At 51.6% G+C, this 13761-nt stretch carries 10 protein-coding genes; all 10 read right to left on the bottom strand.

The window, feature by feature from the left end; translation table 11 throughout:
* Positions 1 to 321: 321 nt before the first annotated feature.
* Positions 322 to 1194 (bottom strand): carbohydrate ABC transporter permease, encoded by an 873-nt coding sequence (locus HFP08_RS16915; RefSeq protein ID WP_168121785.1) that lies wholly within the window; start codon positions 1192 to 1194, stop codon positions 322 to 324.
* 3 nt (positions 1195 to 1197) lie between these two features.
* Positions 1198 to 2136: an ABC transporter permease gene (locus HFP08_RS16910; RefSeq protein ID WP_168121784.1), complete on the bottom strand. Its 939-nt coding sequence runs from the start codon at positions 2134 to 2136 to the stop codon at positions 1198 to 1200.
* A gap of 145 nt (positions 2137 to 2281) precedes the next feature.
* Positions 2282 to 4186 carry a beta-L-arabinofuranosidase domain-containing protein gene (locus HFP08_RS16905; protein WP_168121783.1) on the bottom strand — a complete coding sequence of 635 codons (1905 nt, stop codon included), beginning with the start codon at positions 4184 to 4186 and terminating at the stop codon, positions 2282 to 2284.
* A 30-nt stretch (positions 4187 to 4216) separates the two neighbouring features.
* Positions 4217 to 5086 carry a carbohydrate ABC transporter permease gene (locus HFP08_RS16900; protein WP_168121782.1) on the bottom strand — a complete coding sequence of 290 codons (870 nt, stop codon included), beginning with the start codon at positions 5084 to 5086 and terminating at the stop codon, positions 4217 to 4219.
* Positions 5086 to 5982, bottom strand: a complete 897-nt coding sequence (locus HFP08_RS16895) for an ABC transporter permease (protein ID WP_168121781.1) — start codon at positions 5980 to 5982, stop codon at positions 5086 to 5088. The genes HFP08_RS16900 and HFP08_RS16895 overlap by 1 nt, the downstream gene beginning before the upstream one ends.
* Positions 5983 to 6065: 83 nt before the next feature.
* Positions 6066 to 7592: a type 2 periplasmic-binding domain-containing protein gene (locus tag HFP08_RS16890; RefSeq protein WP_168121780.1), complete on the bottom strand. Its 1527-nt coding sequence runs from the start codon at positions 7590 to 7592 to the stop codon at positions 6066 to 6068.
* A 91-nt stretch (positions 7593 to 7683) separates the two neighbouring features.
* On the bottom strand, positions 7684 to 9546 hold the full coding sequence (locus tag HFP08_RS16885; RefSeq protein ID WP_168121779.1) for a sensor histidine kinase: 1863 nt from the start codon (positions 9544 to 9546) through the stop codon (positions 7684 to 7686).
* Entirely contained in the window at positions 9543 to 10559 is a 1017-nt protein-coding gene (locus tag HFP08_RS16880) for a response regulator transcription factor (RefSeq protein ID WP_168121778.1), read from the bottom strand. Before HFP08_RS16880 ends, HFP08_RS16885 begins: the two co-directional genes overlap by 4 nt.
* A 161-nt stretch (positions 10560 to 10720) precedes the next feature.
* The gene (locus tag HFP08_RS16875) at positions 10721 to 12121 is read right to left on the bottom strand and encodes a sulfatase family protein (RefSeq protein ID WP_168121777.1); all 1401 of its coding nucleotides are present in this window, start codon (positions 12119 to 12121) and stop codon (positions 10721 to 10723) included.
* Between the two features lie 91 nt (positions 12122 to 12212).
* Positions 12213 to 13745, bottom strand: a complete 1533-nt coding sequence (locus tag HFP08_RS16870; protein WP_168121776.1) for an extracellular solute-binding protein — start codon at positions 13743 to 13745, stop codon at positions 12213 to 12215.
* Between the last annotated feature and the right edge of the window lie 16 nt (positions 13746 to 13761).

Genomic DNA, 13761 nt, shown 5'->3' with positions numbered 1-13761 from the left:
CTGTTGTCTGATGGCTGTTGACTGCTAGCTGTTGGAAATTGTCTGTCGACTGTTGGCAATTGGCAAGTTCGGCTAACAGTCGAAGCTGCCTATTCCTATCCCCTCCACCATACCCCAAAAGGGTGAGCTTTGAAAACTATGTGTTCGTACGGTGCATGTGAGCGTAGAGGATGGATCGTTCTGGAGAAGCAACGCGTTCGCCTTTGTCCCCGGGTTTCCACCTCGAGTGGAAATAAAAGAAACCTGGGGACAACAGCGATCGGAAGAATGATCCATCCTCGAAGCGATACCCGCACTGTTGCGAACCTATCTTTTAAACCGCTAACCCTTCACCGATCCCATCATCATGCCCTTGCTGAAATGCCGCTGCATGAACGGATACACGACGATCAGTGGCAGCGCCGCAAGCAGAATCAGAGCATGCCGAACCGACTCCGTGAACATATAGCCGGACTTCGTAATGACCAGCCCAAGCTCGGAAGGATTGACGATCAGCACCTGACGCAGGAATACCTGCAGCGGGTAGCTGTCCGCGTCGTTCAGGTACAGCACAGCCTGGAAGTACGTATTCCAGTTGACCACCGTATAAAACAACGTAAACGTCACAAGCGTCGGCATCGACACCGGAAGGATGATCCGCAGCAATATTTTGAACTCGCCGCAGCCGTCGATTCTCGCCGATTCCTTCAACTCCTTCGGCAGCGTCTGGAAGTAGCTGCGAATAATGATCATATTGAACGGGATGATCGCGTTCACCAGCCAGATCGCCCAATAGGAATCGATCAGCCCAAGCTCGTTCACGACGAGATAGGTCGGAATCATACCGCCGTGGAACAGCATCGTGAACAGCACCATGAAATTGACGAGTCTGCGACCCTTCACATCGGGCTGCGCAAGCCCGTAAGCCATCAGCACCGACAGCGTCATATTGATCGCCGTTCCGACTACGGTGATGACAAGCGCATTCTTGAACGACTGCGTGAACTGATCATTGTCGAGCAAGAAACGATACGCATCCAGCGTCCAATCCTGCGGCCAGAGCACCGCGCTCTCCATGAGCAGCTCGTTGTCGGAGGCGAAGGAGCTCGACAACGTCAGCAGGAAGGGAAAGAGCACCGCCAGCGCCAGCAAGATCAGAATTGCGATAATGACGAATTGAAAAATACGGGTTTGCCAATTTGATTTGATCGCCATAGCCTAGTAAACCCCCTCTTCGCCGAATTTGCGCGCCAGCTTGTTCGCGCCTAGCACCAGTATCAAGCCGACCACCGACTTGAACATGCCGACCACAGCCGAATAGCTGTAATCCCGGTGCAGAATGCCCGTCCGGTACACGAACGTATCGAACACATCCGACGCTTCAAAGTTAAGCGGATTCTGCAGCAGGAAGATATGCTCGAAGCCGATCTCCATGAAATTGCCGAGCCGCAGAATGAACATGATGACGATGACATAACGAATGCCCGGCAGCGTAATATGCCAGATTTGACGGAACCGTCCCGCTCCATCCACCTCGGCCGCTTCGTACAGGGATGTGTCGATGGACGCCATTGCCGCCAGATACAGAATCGAGCCCCAGCCCATGCCCTGCCAAATATTTTGCAAGAGCCACATCGGCTTCAGCCACTCCGTCTTCGTGAACGGATCGATCGTGCCGAGTCCCGCCGAGGCGAGCCACTCATTAACGATGCCGCCCTGCGAGGAGAACAGCGTCATCGTCAACGATACAATGACGACCCACGAGATGAAGTGTGGCGCGTACATGATCGTCTGCACCACGCTTCGGACCGATTTGACGCGAACCTCATTCAAGAGCAGCGCGAGCAGGATCGGCGCCGGGAAGAAGAACAGGATGTCCAGCGCCGCGAAGGTGAACGTATTGCCGAGCAACAGCGGGAAATCCTGTTCCGTGAACAGCCGCTTGAAATTGTCGAAGCCGACCCATGCGCTCTTCAGGAAGCCTTCGAACGGATCATAGTGCTGGAACGAGATTAGCAGTCCGAACATGGGAACATATTTGAAAATCAAGAAATACAGAAATCCGGGCAAGATCATCACATAGAACGGAAGATGAGCCATTCTCCAAAGCTTCTTCTCGGATGGTTGAGCCGTGCCTGCTGCGAGAGCTTTCCTCATAATAACCTCCAAAGTATTGCCGCATTTACCCTCATTATAAGGAACGGCCTCCCGGATAGCGTTGACTGGAATGTCTTTTTCTTAACCTATTTCACTAATTTGCTCGCCAAGGACAAAAGAAAAACCTTGAAAGGCGCGTGGCCAATCAAGGTTTCGCAAAAGACACTTTGCGCAAGAGCGTATTTCCGATCGGAACGAGAGATACCGCGTGCCGCTCGCCCGATGAATCGACCAGATTCCCGTTCAACCGGCTAAGCGGCTGGTGCCAGCCGAGCGGCCGATCAGGCATTCGTTCATGGGTAAATCCAAAGCTTTCACAGGAGTCATCGAATGCATACCCTCTCTTCTCCAACTCCTTCTCCTCGGCCAGAGCATCGAAATCGACGAATGCCTCGCCTTCATAGCGGCGAGTGATCGTTCGCTGTTCCGATACCGGCAGAGCATACAGCAAAGCCCCTCGGTCAAGCGTCCATTCCCCATTCGCAGCCGTTTGCGCTGTAAGCTTTGCTTGGAAGAATAAAGCAACCTGGTCGCCGGCCTGCCATAACTTCGTCACGACAAGATAGCCGTCCTTCTCCGTCACTTCCGCGCCTTCCACACCAATTTTCTTCTCGACGGCCCACTCCGGTATGCGGAAGTAAAGCGGACAGGCCACCGCCTTCTCTGGAAGAATATCGAATACGAAATGCTCGTCGAAGGGATAGCTCGTTGTGGTCGTTATTTCAAACTTCACATCCTGCACGGTTGTTCTGACTGAGCTTGGACCGTACAAGACGGCGGCAAGACCTTCCTGCTCGCCCTCTCCAATCCTCATCCACATCCTGCTGACGTAGCTCGGCATATATTTCACGGCATTGCCCGCGCAGCAAAGTGCCGAATTCTCATGCGTGGGAGAATACTGCAGCTTCCCGTTATGACCTTCCACCTCGCTCGCACTAAAGCGATTGTCCCGGGTCAAGTAAGAAATCGCTTTGCCATCGGGCAGCCTTGCTCCCTGGGCGGCGTTGAACGCGATGCGCTCGATGCGGTCTCCCCATTGCGGATCGCCCGTCTTCTGCAGCGCGGATTGCATGCTGACCGTCAGCTCCGTCATTCCGCAATACTCGTAGAGCAAGGACGGATCCGGTTCGCGACCGTCAATATTCTCATCCCCGATGCATGTGCCGCTTGGAACCAAATACCTCTGAATTTTGGCGTAAGCATTCTCGCTCGCCTGCTTCAGCAAGAAATCTCCCGTCTCATAATATAACCACAAGGGGACGCGAAGATGCTCTGTTGTATGCGGCGTATGCCACAAGAACGGTTTGTCGATATCGAGCAGATAATGGAGCTGATTATCGATATCGCGAATGCGAGCGGCCGAGCTGTAATCCTGATAACACCATAAGGCAAAGGTCAGAAACTCCTCCTCGCCGGTCATCCGGTACACCCACTCCAGCGCTTCTACCAGCATCAAGCCATGCCCCGTGCCGCCAGCGGGCTCTTCATTATTGAAGTACGAGCCCCGCTCCGGACCGTAATGGCGCATCGTCAGGCGCAAAGCCTTGATAACGGCATCCAGATAGTCCTTCTTGCCGTTTAATTCATAATAAGCAAGCATGACCATAAATATTCGGCTCTGCGTCCAGAACTCGCCATTCTCCTTCTTATGCTGGAACCGTGATTGCTTGGTATAGATGCCGAGATAGCCCTCCTCGTCTTGCGAATTCAGAAGCTGCTCCATATACTGATCCGCTCTCTGGATATGCTCCCGACTTCCGGCAAGATAAGCCATTCGGATAAAGCCGTCCAGCCAGAAGGCAGTCTGCTCGCCGCTCCACCATGTTCTCGGCGTATCATGGATCATGCCCGACGGCGACACCTCGAAGCTGTTGACTTGCTCTTCCTTATATCCCTTCAGATTGACGCAAGCCGTCAACTCATTCAGATGTCCGGCCATCCCTTCTCGAAGGTCATTCTCCATTTGCTCCAACATCCAGCCCTTTGGTTTAACTTCCCCAATCTGAAGCATCTTGAAATAAGCGCCTGGTTTTTGCCGATTCCCTTGCAAGTCTATCGCACTCCTTTATTCAAAATAGGATTAACCTTTCACCGAGCCAAGCATGACGCCCTTGTTGAAATACTTCTGCATAAACGGGAAAATAATGAGCAGCGGCAAGGCCGTCAGAATGATGGCCGACATTTTCGCCGCAGGCGTATAACGGAACGTCAAGTTGGAAGCGTTGGTGATCGAAGGATCATCCTCGATCAGCATTTGCCTCAGGAAAACCTGAAGCGGCATTAAATGGTTGTCGTTGAGATATAGAATAGCATTGAAATATGTGTTCCAGTTGTTCACCAGATAGAAGAGCGTGAACGTCGCAATCGCCGGCATCGAGAGAGGCACAATAATGCGCCAGAGCAGCCGCCATTCGCCGCAGCCGTCGATTTTCGCCGATTCCTCAAGCTCGACGGGGATGGATTGGAAGAAGCTTCTCATCACAATCACATTGAAACCGGCAATTGCCGTGCTTAGCCAGATCGCCCAATAGCTGTCGAGAAGATGCAGCGCGTTGACCACCAGATAGGTTGGAATCATGCCGCCGTTGAACAGCATGGTGAAAAACACAAGGAAATTAAACAGTCCGCGTCCCCTTAGCCATGACTTCGAAATGCCGTAAGCCATCAATGTCGTCAACACAATATTGATGAACGTGCCTACGACGCTAATCACAACCGAGTTGGTATAAGCGCTTCGAAAACCGGAATGCGCCATGAGATAGCCGTAACCGTCCAGCGTGAACGTCTTCGGAATGATATAGAAGCCCCGCGTCAAATATTCCTTCTCTGTGGAAAAAGAAACCGAGAGCACATAAAATAACGGGAACAGCACCAGTAGCGCAGCTATCGTCAACAGGGCGTAGATCAGCCACTTGAATAATCGATCTGTACCGCTAACGCGTATTTCCATTAAAATACACTCTCCTGTCCCATTCTCTTCGCCAGCTTGTTGACAATGAGCACCATCGTCAATCCGACTACGGATTTGAACAATCCGACGGCCGTCGAATAACTATAGTCTCCCTGGTTTAATCCGACCTTGTAGACAAATGTCTCGAATACCTCGGAAACCTGCTGGTTCATCGAATTTTGAAGTAAAAAGATATGCTCGAAGCCCATATCCATGATATGGCCGATTCTTAAAATAAACATGATGACAATAACGTTCTGCAGAGAGGGGAGCGTAATATGCCACAATTGGCGCCAACGATTCGCTCCGTCCATCACGGCAGCCTCGTACAACGTCGGATCGATGGCGGCCAACGCCGCCAGAAAGATAATGGCTCCCCAGCCGGCCCCTTGCCAAATATTCTGAAACAGCCAGACCCAGCGGAAGTAAGCCGGATCCGTCATTAGTTCGATGCGATCGAAGCCCCAGCCGGCGAGCAATTGATTAATGCCGCCGGAGCCGGTGGCGAACAGCACGATGGTAATCGATACTATGACGACCCAGGAAATAAAGTTCGGCGCATAGAGGATCGTTTGCACAAACGTTTTGAATTTCCTGGCTTTCACTTCGTTTAATAATAGCGCCGCCAAGATTGGCGCCGGGAAGAAGAACAAGAGATCCAGCATGTTCAGAATAAGGGTATTCTTCAGCAGCAACAGAAAATCGCCGTCTTCGAACAATCGACGGAAATAATGCAAACCCGCCCATTCGCTTCCGGTCACGCCTTTGAACGGGCTGTAATCCATAAAGGCAATGGATATGCCGAACATGGGCACATACTTGAAAACGATGAAGTAAAGCAAACCTGGCAGTATCATCAAATATACGGGAAGCGCCCGCCTCCAGTAGCCTTCCATCTCGATATACCTCCCCATAGTATATTGGTTATAAAAAAGCCATGCGGCGCATTCTACAACCGCACGGCTTCTCTTCAACTGAATTATTGTTTGGCCTGATAAGCGGCATTCACTTCTTTAATAATCGCGTCTCCGCCGTCTTGCTTCCATTTCGCGATCGCGTCGTCAATGCTGTCGACCGGCTTTTTGCCGGCAATAATTTCAATTACGGCTGTTCGGAACTGATCTCCCAGCTGTGTTCCTTTTTCGGTCAGCGTGGCCGAAGCGCTGGTATAGCCGTCCGAAGCGTTCTTATAAGGGTATTTGCCGGCATTCGTAATGGATTGCTCCATCGCATCCGCCCATTCCTTTTCACTCCATTTGTACGTGTTGAATGTGTTCGAGTTATTCCTTAATCCCCAGTTCCACAACAGACTTTGACGGCCCTCCCCTTCCGCTTTCAGCGATTCGGTCATTTCATACGTTCCGTCGTCCTTCTTCTGGTAATGAACGCCTTCAATGCCGTTCTTCAAGATGTCCTCCCCCTCAGGAGAAACCCACCAATCCAGCAGCTCCAGGATTCGATCGCGCTTCTCGTCGTCAATCTCGTTGCTGATAACCAGCTTATTCATGCCGCTCGACGGCGTCGAAACGCCTCTCATCCCGCTTTCGCCTATTGGCGGAGAGAGCTCGACAAACTCCGCGCCCGGGCTGATTGCTTGCAGTTGTTCATTGGTTTGTTGACTCAATTGGAAATGCATGTCTCCGAAGCCAATCTTGCCCGAAGCATACTTCTCATTCAAATTCGTATTGGTAATAAAGTCTTTATCAAGCACGCCTTCCTCATACGCTTTGCTCATGAAAGTAAGGAAAGCCTTCCACTCGTCCGACTGGGTCTCCATAGGAACGAGCTCCCCGTCTGCTTCCTTCCATCCGTTGGCAAGCCCGAAAGCGGCCTCCAACTGCGATATCCCTAGTTTAATATCGTTTCCTGTCGCGGAGAACCCGTAAGTATCCTTCTTGCCGTTGCCATCCGGATCCTCCAAAGCAAACGATTTCGCGATTTCGTAAAACTTATCCACCGTGAATTCATCCGCAGAAGGCGGGGTTATGCCGAGCTTCTGCATCCAATCGACGCGACCGTAGATGGACGTTTGCGCGGTTTCATAATTCGGTATCCCGAATATTTTGTCCTTCGGATTGAGCAGCGCCCATTCTTCAGGCTTGGCAACCTGACTTAGATTCGGATATTCGTCCAAATAAGGCTTCAAGTCAAGAAACACGTCCTGCTCTGCCCATTTCAGAAATAGATTCGAGCCCACTCGAGTAATATCCGGAATTTTACCTGAAGCAGCGGTCACATTAAGCTTTTCTTCAAAGTTCGCTCCCGGCACCCATTGCAACTGCAGATCAACATTGAATTTGTCATCGATGTACTGAATGATCGGATGATTGTTGTCCGGCCAGCCTCCGCCCTTCCAAGAAGAAAGCAGCATATCGATTTTAATTTTTTTCGAGCCATTATCGTCTGCCGCAGCATTTGAATTCTCTTCATTCGCTTTTGAGCTGCAGCCCGCCGCCAGGCTCATAACGAGACCAACCGCCAAAACAGATACCAACGATTTTTTCATTATTTTTTGACCTCCCCGAACTGTTTCTTGTCTCTTGCATGTTGCTACTACTCGATTATAGCCCCCGGGAGGAGTCCGATTTTCTACGATCTTACGAATCATTTGTCCGAATTTCTGAACTTTCATTTATCCTTTTCGGCACTTTGATCGTGACGACGCTTCCTCTGCCGGGAAATGACACCACGCTGAGGCCGTATGAAGAGCCATAATTCAACATCAATCTTGCATGTACATTAATGATGCCGACCGACTCCTCGGAAGCGAACAAATCCGGCTGATCTTCTACAAAGCGCAGCTTCTCCTGAATGTGTTGCAGCACATCCTCGGGAAAGCCGTTGCCATTATCGGCAATTTCGATTTTCAGATCGTTGTCTTCTTCGAATGCATTCACAATAATGCTCGCTTTGCCGTTTTTCGGCTCGACCGCGTATTTCACGCTGTTCTCCACAATGGGCTGAAGCGATAGCTTAATAATCCGGCAATCCAAATATTTGTCGTCCACCACAATTCGACTTTGAAAATGCTTGCCGAATCGAATATGAATAATTTCGAGATAACTCTTCAACGTAATCAACTCGTCCCGCAGTTCAACCTCCGAACCCGGAATCTTCGTGGTGTAGCGGTACACGCTCGCCAGATTGGTAGCCATTTTCTCAATAATCGGAACCTTCTGGATAAAGGCGATGCTCTTGATAATTTCCAGCGTATTATAAAGCAGATGCGGATTGATCTGATTTTGCAGCGCTTGAATCTGCGCCTCTTTCTGCCTGAGCTGCAGTTGCATCTCCTTGATTTGCAAATCATGAACCGTATGAATGAGCTCATCCAGCTGTGCGGTCATGCGATTGAAGCTTCCGTTCAGCTGTTGTATCTCGTCATTGCCCTGAATGACGTTCAGCCTGACCGACAGATCTCCCCTCTCGACCCTGCTCATGGAATTCTTCAACTGTACGATCGGCCTTGTCAGTCTCCTTACCAGCCTCGGAATAAACAGAACCGAGATCAGGATAATGCCGGACATGATCAACAGAATGGAATTTCGGGCAACAGTTAAACCGCTTGCCATCTCTTCCATCGGCACAATCGCGACAGTATGCCAGCCCATGATTTCCGATCGATTGCTGGAAACCAGCATCGGCTTGCCCTTCTGCTCCAAAGTATCATTGGACTTGGTCAGATCCAGGCCGCTCAATTCGGTATCCCTCAGACTCTTGCCGACCAGTTCGACATTCGGATGATAGATAATGTTCCCGGCCTCATCCGCAATGAAGAAATAACCGGTTTTGCCTAAACGCGACTGTCCAAGAATGCTTTGAATCTCCGTTACCGATAGAGCGATGTTTAAATTCCCAAGCAATTTCACCGTGTTCGGATCGTAAATCGGAACGATTAAAGTGATGAAGGGGTATCCGGCGACTTTCATTTTCTCCGTATTCACGAAGGTCGGAACAATCGATAATTGATGGGATATTTCTTGCTTCGTCCAAGGGGGGTCAAGGTAGGTTCTGACATTTAACGCATTATATTGCGAATACACGAGCCGATGATCCAGAGATTGAAGCACAATGCCGAGAATGTTCGAATAATTAATCGCGATATATCGGGTTAATATGCTTTCGACAAGCGCTTCTTGCTCCCGGCTGAAGGCTCCGCCGGCCTTCAACCATGCTTGAATAAGCCCGCTCTCCGGATTGTCGCCCAAAAGCGGATTCGTCGGCAAAGGCCCTGCCACCGAAGCATAGGTGGACTGCGCCAATTGGTTGAAATATCTGTCAAGCTGATGATTCATTCTTTCCGTCGAATCCTGGGCAATGGTATAGAAATCATGTTTGGCGGACTTCGTGTAATAGTAGGACGTGAAGGCAGCCATCAATATAATCGAAATGAAACTGAGGGAGAGTGCAAACGCCAGAATCTTCGTCTGAATGGAATAACGGAAATGCCAGGTGCTCATGGATTCAACCTCTTCCTGTATTCAAGCGGCGAGAGTCCGACAAAGGATTTGAATACGCGGGTAAAATACGGCATGGTCGAGAATCCCACCATCTCCGCAACCTCCGAAACGGCATAGGCCGTTTCAAGAAGCAGCCTCTTAGCCTCGTCGATCTTCAGTTGGTTCACGTAATTGACCAGAGAAGTGCCCGTATGCTTCTTGAATAGAGCGCTGAAGTGGGAGACGCTGAAGTTGGTGAAGTCGGCCATCTCCGTCAACGTAATCTCATCCTTGTAGTGCGCCTTGATGTAGCGGCAAGAACGTTCGATCGCTTCGGGCACGCTTGCTTTGGCCGACACCGAGGAAGCCAGATACCATCTCTCGAGCAAAGCCCTGTAATAATTCAGGATAGACAAATCGTTATCCGCCTCATACCCGGGAATATCCTTCGTTTCCTGACCGAGCTCGCTAAGAAGCATCTTCAGCTTGCTGTCAAAAATATTAAGCAGACTGACTCGGGCGTTCTTGTTCAAAACATTCAATTTCAAAACCGATTGAATGAGCTCCGACTGCTTCTGCATAACCTGCTTGGGCGCCAGAGCCTCTCTGTTATCCAGCAAGCTCTGAAATTTATTCATATAGTCGTTCAAATCCTTTAAGGTTTCCAGCTTCTCCTTGGAACGGTGCAAGGTGTCGCGCAGCTCCTGGAACTCCACCGGCTTCAGCAAATATTCGGACACCCCGTAAGAAATCGCTCTCTGGGCATATTGGAAATTATCGTATCCGCTCAGAATTATCGATACGACGGGCAAGCGATGCTCAGCCATTCTCTGTATGAGTGATAACCCGTCCAATTCCGGCATCTGGATATCGGTAATGAGGATCATCGGCCAGACTTCATGAATCATATTCCAGGCTTCTTCTCCATTCAGGCAGGCTCCCGCCACCTCGAACTCTTCTCCGGCGGCTTCCACCATTTCCACAATTCCCTTCAATACCCATGGCTCATTCTCGGCTACCAGCACGGTGTACATGATGACGACTCCCCTTTCGGAAATTTGTGTATACCAGCCAAAAACCGCAAAACGCCCTTCCGCCGAGGCTGCTCGGCGGAAAGACGATTACATGCAAGTGGGGCCAGTGACTTCACGCTCGTTGCTACCCAATATACCATTGTCCATAGAGCGATGAAAGGTTATTCCAGATCGCCAATCTTCTGCCGAAGCTCCTCCAGCTGTCCTTTCAGCTCCACTACCGTTAATTCGCATGATGTGTCGCCATACAAATTGTTCATCTCAAGCGGATCATTGCGCAGATCGTACAGCTCCCATTCCGGCGTGCGAATTTCCGGCTGCGCTCCGTTCGCGCTGCGCTCTTCGCCGTAATAATAAATGAGCTTGTAGCGCGTCGTCCGGATACCGTAATGTGCGCCGACCCGATGCGGCCGGCTGAGATGCTCCCAATAGCGATAATACATGGCCGTCTGCCAGTCAGGAGGCACTTGGCCGCCAAGCAGAGGACGCAGACTTCGTCCCTGCATATGAGACGGTGCAGGCAGCTCCGCGTAATCGAGGAACGTCTCGGCGAAGTCCACGTTGAGCGCCATCGCTTCCTGCACGCTCCCCGCCGCAATCTCTCGCGGATAACGGATCAGGAACGGCATGCGCAGCGATTCTTCATGCATGAAGCGCTTGTCGTACCAGCCGTGGTCGCCAAGGAAGAAGCCTTGATCGGAGGTATAGACTACAATCGTATCGTCGGCAATGCCTTCCTCGTCCAAATAATCGAGCAGCCGGCCGACATTGTCGTCCACCGATGCCACGCAGCGCAAGTAATCCTTGATGTAACGCTGATATTTCCAGCTCTTCAGCTCTGCCGGCGTCAGCCCTTCCGGCGGCGACTCCTTCAAATCCTGCTCATCCAGATCGCGGTCAATCCGCATTTGCGCTTCGCGGACCGCTGCGGATCGCCCCTCGTAGTCGTCATGAAATGTTGGAGGTTCCGGAATATCGACATCCTCATACAGATGGGCATGCTTCTTGTCGGGCTGCCACTTGCGATGCGGTGCCTTGTGATGGCACATCAGCATGAACGGCTTCGTCTTGTCGCGGCCAGACAACCAATTCAAGCTCTGATCCGTAATGATATCGGTGACATAGCCTTCATGCTTGCGCGGCTCGCCCATCTCGAACATCTCCGGGTTGTGGTATTCGCCCTGACCGGGAAGCACGTTCCAGTAATCGAAGCCGGTCGGGTCATTGCTTCCGCCATGGCCCAGATGCCACTTGCCGATAATCGCTGTCTGGTAGCCCGCCTTCTGCAGCATCTTCGCCACATTGGGCAGTGAGCCGTCAAGATCGTCCCGCAACGTCTTTACGCCGTTTCGGTGGCTGTACATGCCGGTCAGAATGACCGCGCGGCTCGGAGCGCAGATGGAATTGGTACAGAAGCAATTGTCGAACCGCATTCCCTCCTCAGCAATTCGGTCGAGCTGCGGCGTTTGGTTGATACGGCTGCCGTATGCGCTGATGGCGTGCGCGGCATGGTCGTCGCTCATAATGAACAGGATGTTCGGACGATTTCCCTTGTCAGTCATTTGTTCTCCTTCTCCTCTCATCGGGAGAAGCCGAAAGACACGGAGCGTCCATCCGCTTCGTTGCCTTTCGGCCGCTCTCCTTATCCCGTTCTTACTTGCCGGTCGCCGCGTTCATCTCTTCAATGACTTTGTCTCCGCCAGCCTTGCGCCAGTGCTCCAATTCCTTGTTCCAGCCGGCCTCGTCCAGCTCGCCCAGAACGAACATGTTGCGGGCGTCCTCAATAATCGGGTCCAGCGTTCCGGACAGCTTGCTGTACGTCTCCGACACCAGTGTCCAGGCCGGATTGGCGATAGCGTACTGCTCATCCTCCTTCTGCAATTCCAGTCCATGCTTCTCAAGCTCCGTGTTGTAGTGCTCCGGGTACAGCATATCCTTCAGAATCAGATCGCCGCCCAGACCGCCGTTCTGGTTCGTCTCGTTTTTGAGCGCTTGGAAGTCCAGGTAGTGCACCTCACCGTCCACCAATTCATAGTGCTTGCCTTCAATCCCGTAATGCGTCAAGTTTTGCGCTTCCTTCGTGCTCCATTTGTCGAAGACGCCGAGAATTTGCTTCAGCTCATCCTCAGTTTTGACGGAGGATTTAGGGAAGTAATGCAACAAGGTGTACCCGGGATCGGACTGGGTGCGGCGTCCGTCAGGTCCTTCAGGGGCGCCGATATTGACAAATTCAGATCCTTTCGGGAAGCTTTGCAGCATCGTCGTCATTAGTCCCGGTTCGATCAGATTGCTGTACAATCCCGCCTTGCCCTGATAGACCAGATCCTTCGCCTGGTTCTCATCAATCATCAGGAAGTCCTTGTTGATCGCCCCAGCTTCATACAAGCGATGGAAATACTTCAGTGTGTCCAGATACTCGGGGAACAGATAAGTCGGCGCCAGCTTGCCGTCCAACTCGCCCCAGCCGTTCGGCGCGCCGAACCAGACCGCCGCTTCGTTGAAGCCGTTGAAGCTCTTGCTCGTTGCGAAGCCAATCGTATCCGCCTTTCCATTGCCGTCCGGGTCCTGCGTTGCGAAAGCCATGGCCACCTTCTCGATCTCTTCCACCGTCTGCGGCACTTCCAGACCAAGCTTGTCAAGCCAATCCTTGCGAATGATCATCCCGTTGCGGGACAGAACGCCATTGCGCGGCAAGCCGAACAGCTTTCCTTTATAGGAAGCGTTCTCAAGGACTTGAGCGTTGATTCGCGACAGGTTCGGGTAGTCCTTCAGATAAGGACCAATCTCCCAGAACATGCCGGAATCGATCGCCGATGCGATGACGGAGCCCTGCGCGGTGGCTGGATGAGGACCCGTCACGACCTTCGCCAAATCATTAGAGGCGATGGTTACGTTGAGCTTATCCCAATAAACGCTGCCTCCGGGCACCCAATTGATCGTTATCTTGGCGTTCGTGAGCTTCTCGATGCCATCCAGCACCTCCCCGTGAGTAGGCGCCGTCTTGTAGAAATAAGGAGACATCATCGTTACCTCAACCGGAGCCGAGGACGTTCCTCCGCCCTCTCCGGTCGCGGGGGAAGAGCTTTCTCCCGCATTGTTGCTATTGTTGCTTCCACATCCAGCCAGCAAGACGACCGCCAGCGCTGCAACCATTGACATTTTTATTTTATTGCTTGCCATACTCATAATATTGACCCTCCTG

The organism is Paenibacillus sp. HB172176 (assembly GCF_011947265.1).
Lineage (GTDB): Bacteria > Bacillota > Bacilli > Paenibacillales > Paenibacillaceae > Pristimantibacillus.
The sequence above is the reverse complement of the archived record's forward strand: the minus strand, read 5'-3'. Positions and strand labels throughout refer to the sequence as shown.

Coding starts and splice junctions, on each gene's coding strand:
- HFP08_RS16915 (WP_168121785.1), bottom strand. CDS start 1,194: ATGGCGATCAAATCAAATTGGCAAACCCGTATTTTTCAATTCGTCATT.
- HFP08_RS16910 (WP_168121784.1), bottom strand. CDS start 2,136: ATGAGGAAAGCTCTCGCAGCAGGCACGGCTCAACCATCCGAGAAGAAG.
- HFP08_RS16900 (WP_168121782.1), bottom strand. CDS start 5,086: ATGGAAATACGCGTTAGCGGTACAGATCGATTATTCAAGTGGCTGATC.
- HFP08_RS16895 (WP_168121781.1), bottom strand. CDS start 5,982: ATGGAAGGCTACTGGAGGCGGGCGCTTCCCGTATATTTGATGATACTG.
- HFP08_RS16890 (WP_168121780.1), bottom strand. CDS start 7,592: ATGAAAAAATCGTTGGTATCTGTTTTGGCGGTTGGTCTCGTTATGAGC.
- HFP08_RS16885 (WP_168121779.1), bottom strand. CDS start 9,546: ATGAGCACCTGGCATTTCCGTTATTCCATTCAGACGAAGATTCTGGCG.
- HFP08_RS16880 (WP_168121778.1), bottom strand. CDS start 10,559: ATGTACACCGTGCTGGTAGCCGAGAATGAGCCATGGGTATTGAAGGGA.
- HFP08_RS16875 (WP_168121777.1), bottom strand. CDS start 12,121: ATGACTGACAAGGGAAATCGTCCGAACATCCTGTTCATTATGAGCGAC.
- HFP08_RS16870 (WP_168121776.1), bottom strand. CDS start 13,745: ATGAGTATGGCAAGCAATAAAATAAAAATGTCAATGGTTGCAGCGCTG.